A 3,226-nucleotide genomic window follows, 5' to 3' on the forward strand; every position below is an offset into this window, starting at 1 on the left:
GTGTGGGCTTAGGGGGGTTTTGTGGCGTGCTAGCATGGGGGGGGGGTTCCTCTAGGGTGGGGGTGGTTTCTGTGTTTTCTTGGGCAATCTCAACATGGGTTTGGGGGCTAAAGGTCTTAGAAGTTTTATAATAGATGTAAATCCCTACACTTAGGATCGCTAAAGCCACTAAGGGGAGCATAAAATACCACTTGGGTGTTTTCTCAGGCTCAAAAGAGGGGATTTCTGTGGGGTCTTTTACACGACTAGAGTCCAAAAAAGGAGAGGAGAGCGGGGTTTGTGGCTCTTGAGGTTTGGCAACGTACGTGTTGTCTAGATCAGGAGAGGACTTGGCAAAAAAATGCTTGTCATATTCAACCATCCAATGGCTTAAATCCACTTGGTATTCTTTTTGCAAAATCTGTAAAAACCCCATCGCATGCACGCGTTGCAAGGCATCAAACTTCTTTTGGTAAATGGCTTCTAGCTTGTTGATAGCAATGCGCGTTGTTTGGGATACTTCTTTAATATCCTTTTCCTGCAAAAATGCGAGCGTTTTGTCTAAAGCCTCTAGTTTTTCCTTCTCATTCATCCTCTCACCCTATCCATCAAAATTGCTCCCGCTACGCTCACATTGAGTGAATCCATCTTGCCATGCATTTTAATGTGCACGCAACAATCCATCTTGTCTAAAACCCTAGAGCTCAAGCCCTCCCCCTCGCTCCCCAAAAAAAGTGCCACTCTCTTGGTAAACACGACTTCCCTAACATCTTGCCCCTGCAAGTGTGCCCCATAACAACTCACCCCAGCACCCTTCAACTCACAAATGGTGTCTAGGACATTCTTACGCACACAAAAAGGCACATCATAGAGCGCACCCAAACTGGAGCGCACCAAGCCCTCATAGGGCATAGGAGTATCCAAGATCACCCCTTCAAAGCCCAAACCCGCCACGCTCCTAAAAAGCGCACCCACATTCCCCACATCGCTCAAGCCACACAGCACCAAGATTTTATTGAGTTGCTTGATTTCCTCCAAAGTACTTAGTTTGGGGGGCAAAACTTGGGCTAAAAAACCTTGGTGGTTATTCCCTTTAGCCATCGCTTGGGCTTTCTTAAAATCTAGCGCAACAATTTGACTCGCATAACGCCTTTTGTGGGCTTTAAATAAATTAAAGAGCTTTCTATCCACCTCTCTAGCCAAATAGAAAATAGAGATAGACTGAGGATAATGCGTGAGCATGTGCAACACCACTTGTTTGCCAAAAACCACCATTAACCCTCTTTATGCGTAGGCGTATAGACTTCCTTAGGACTAACTCCTAACGTTTTTGCTACAAGCTTGGCTTTGATTTTGGGGGGTAGCTCCATTTGTTCAATGCTTGATAGAGGCAAACTAGGTTCGCGCTTCTCCCTATTCTGTAAAACCAACACCCATTCGCCCTGCAAGGCCTTACGCCCCAAAGCCCTAATTTGTTGGGACACTTCTAAGACACTCCCTTTAAAAAAACACTCATGGAGCTTGGTCATCTCCTTAATGGCAAAAAGTGCACTTTGGTGGGCGATCTGTGCCAAATCTTCTAAGGTATCTAGCAAGCGGTGAGGACTCTCATAAAAGACCAAAACTTTTGGGGTTTCTGCTAGCAACTGGGCAATTTTGGCGCGCCGATCGTGAAGCTTGGGTGGTAAAAACCCCACAAAACAAAATCCAGCCGACTCAAACCCGCTAGCACTATAAGCACCCACACACGCACTCGCCCCGGGCAACACTTCATAAGCAATATTGTGTTCTTGAGCAAAACTAACCAGCCTAGCTCCCGGATCACTCACACAGGGCATGCCCGCATCGCTAGCAAAGATCACATGCCGATCTCGAAAAAAAGAGGGCTCTACTTGCTTTAAAAATGCCTCTTGGTTGTGGGAGTGGAAAGACATAAAAGGCTTCTGCTTAAGTGGTTTGGAACCGGTTTGCAAGATGCCTTGTGCCCACGTTTGTTGCTCTAATAAAAAGAGGAGTCGCTTGGTGACACGGACATCCTCGCACAAAAACACATCGCAACTAACCAAAGCTTCCAAAGCACGCCAAGTCATGTCTTTCAGGTTGCCAATGGGTGTAGGCAAGAGAGTGAGCACTACTGCATTTTGTATTTTTGTTTGAAGCGCTCTACACGCCCGGTAGTATCTGCGATCTTGTCGCTCCCGGTGTAAAAAGGATGGCAAAAACTAGAAATATCGATCCTAAGTTCGCTCTTTGTGCTCAAAACCTCAATCTCTCTCCCACTGGTCACGCAAGTTACCTTGCAAGGAATATACTCCGGATGGATTCCCTTTTTCACACATTCTCCTAAAAAGATTTTCGAAATTATATCTAATCTTTGCTTAGTTTTGAGAGGATCGCTTTTCGTGCTGTATTATTATTTAGGCAATGAGCACTTAATCCCGGACGCGAATAATTTGCGATCCCCAATCTCTACAAGCACATTTAAGGGAAAATGTGGCACAACGGTATGAGTTTTACCTCTTTTGTAAAATGCCCCCTAACCAAGTGCCCACCATAGGGGGCTAGAGGGGGGTAATGCAAAGCTTGTCATGACCCTTCGCCACTCTAGGTGGGAAAGTACTTCCGCACTTTGGTTTTCATCTATCATCTTGGTGGGCATAAGCATTAAAACGTTAGCGCGTTCTAGGGCTTTGGTATTTGTTTGGCGAGCATAACGATTAAAACGCTAAAGCGTTCTAGCCTTTTGGTATCAATTGCCCGTTTGGCTATTAAAATGCTAGCGCATTTTGCAAAAGCTAAAGCTTGCTCATTAAAGCTTTCATATCGGTTTGGCAAGCATAACGATTAAAAGCCTTTGGCTTTTGCAATGCTAGCGCATTGCTCATTAAACCCTTCGGCACTCTAGGTGGGGCTTTCGCCACTTTGGTTTTCATATCGGTTTGGCGAGCTTGGCTATTAAAATGCTAGCGCATTTTGCAAAAGCTAAAGCTTGCTCATTAAAGCTTTCATATCGGTTTGGCGAGCTTGACCATTAAAACCCTTCGGGTTTTGCAAAAGCCCTAGGCTTTTGCTCATTAAACGCTACGCGTTCCGCTACGCTCCATTAAACGCTACGCCACTCTAGGTGGGCAAACTTGCGCGACTTTGGTTTTATCATCTTGGTGGGCATAGCTAGCGCGTTCTAGCCTTTTGGTATTTGTTTGGCAAGCATAACGATTAAAACGCTAAAGCGTTTTACCCTTCGGGG

General features: G+C 45.5%; 4 protein-coding genes. All 4 read right to left on the reverse strand.

The features are described 5' to 3' along the window. A partial coding sequence (locus tag EAO36_RS08005; RefSeq protein ID WP_459562059.1) for a helix-turn-helix domain-containing protein occupies window positions 1-571 on the reverse strand: 571 nt, incomplete at its 3' end. Next, complete coding sequence (locus tag EAO36_RS08010; RefSeq protein WP_120955984.1) at window positions 568-1,254, reverse strand: TrmH family RNA methyltransferase; 687 nt, start codon at window positions 1,252-1,254, stop codon at window positions 568-570. The genes EAO36_RS08010 and EAO36_RS08005, both read right to left, overlap by 4 nt. Further along, window positions 1,254-2,111, reverse strand: coding sequence for a 16S rRNA (cytidine(1402)-2'-O)-methyltransferase (gene rsmI / locus EAO36_RS08015; protein ID WP_120955985.1), 858 nt, complete (start codon window positions 2,109-2,111; stop codon window positions 1,254-1,256). The genes EAO36_RS08010 and rsmI overlap by 1 nt, the downstream gene beginning before the upstream one ends. Next, on the reverse strand, window positions 2,111-2,314 hold the full coding sequence (gene rpmE / locus EAO36_RS08020; RefSeq protein ID WP_120948823.1) for a 50S ribosomal protein L31: 204 nt from the start codon (window positions 2,312-2,314) through the stop codon (window positions 2,111-2,113). The genes rsmI and rpmE overlap by 1 nt, the downstream gene beginning before the upstream one ends. Window positions 2,315-3,226: the final 912 nt, after the last annotated feature.

The sequence above is a fragment of the Helicobacter mehlei genome (assembly GCF_003660265.1).
Lineage (GTDB): Bacteria > Campylobacterota > Campylobacteria > Campylobacterales > Helicobacteraceae > Helicobacter > Helicobacter mehlei.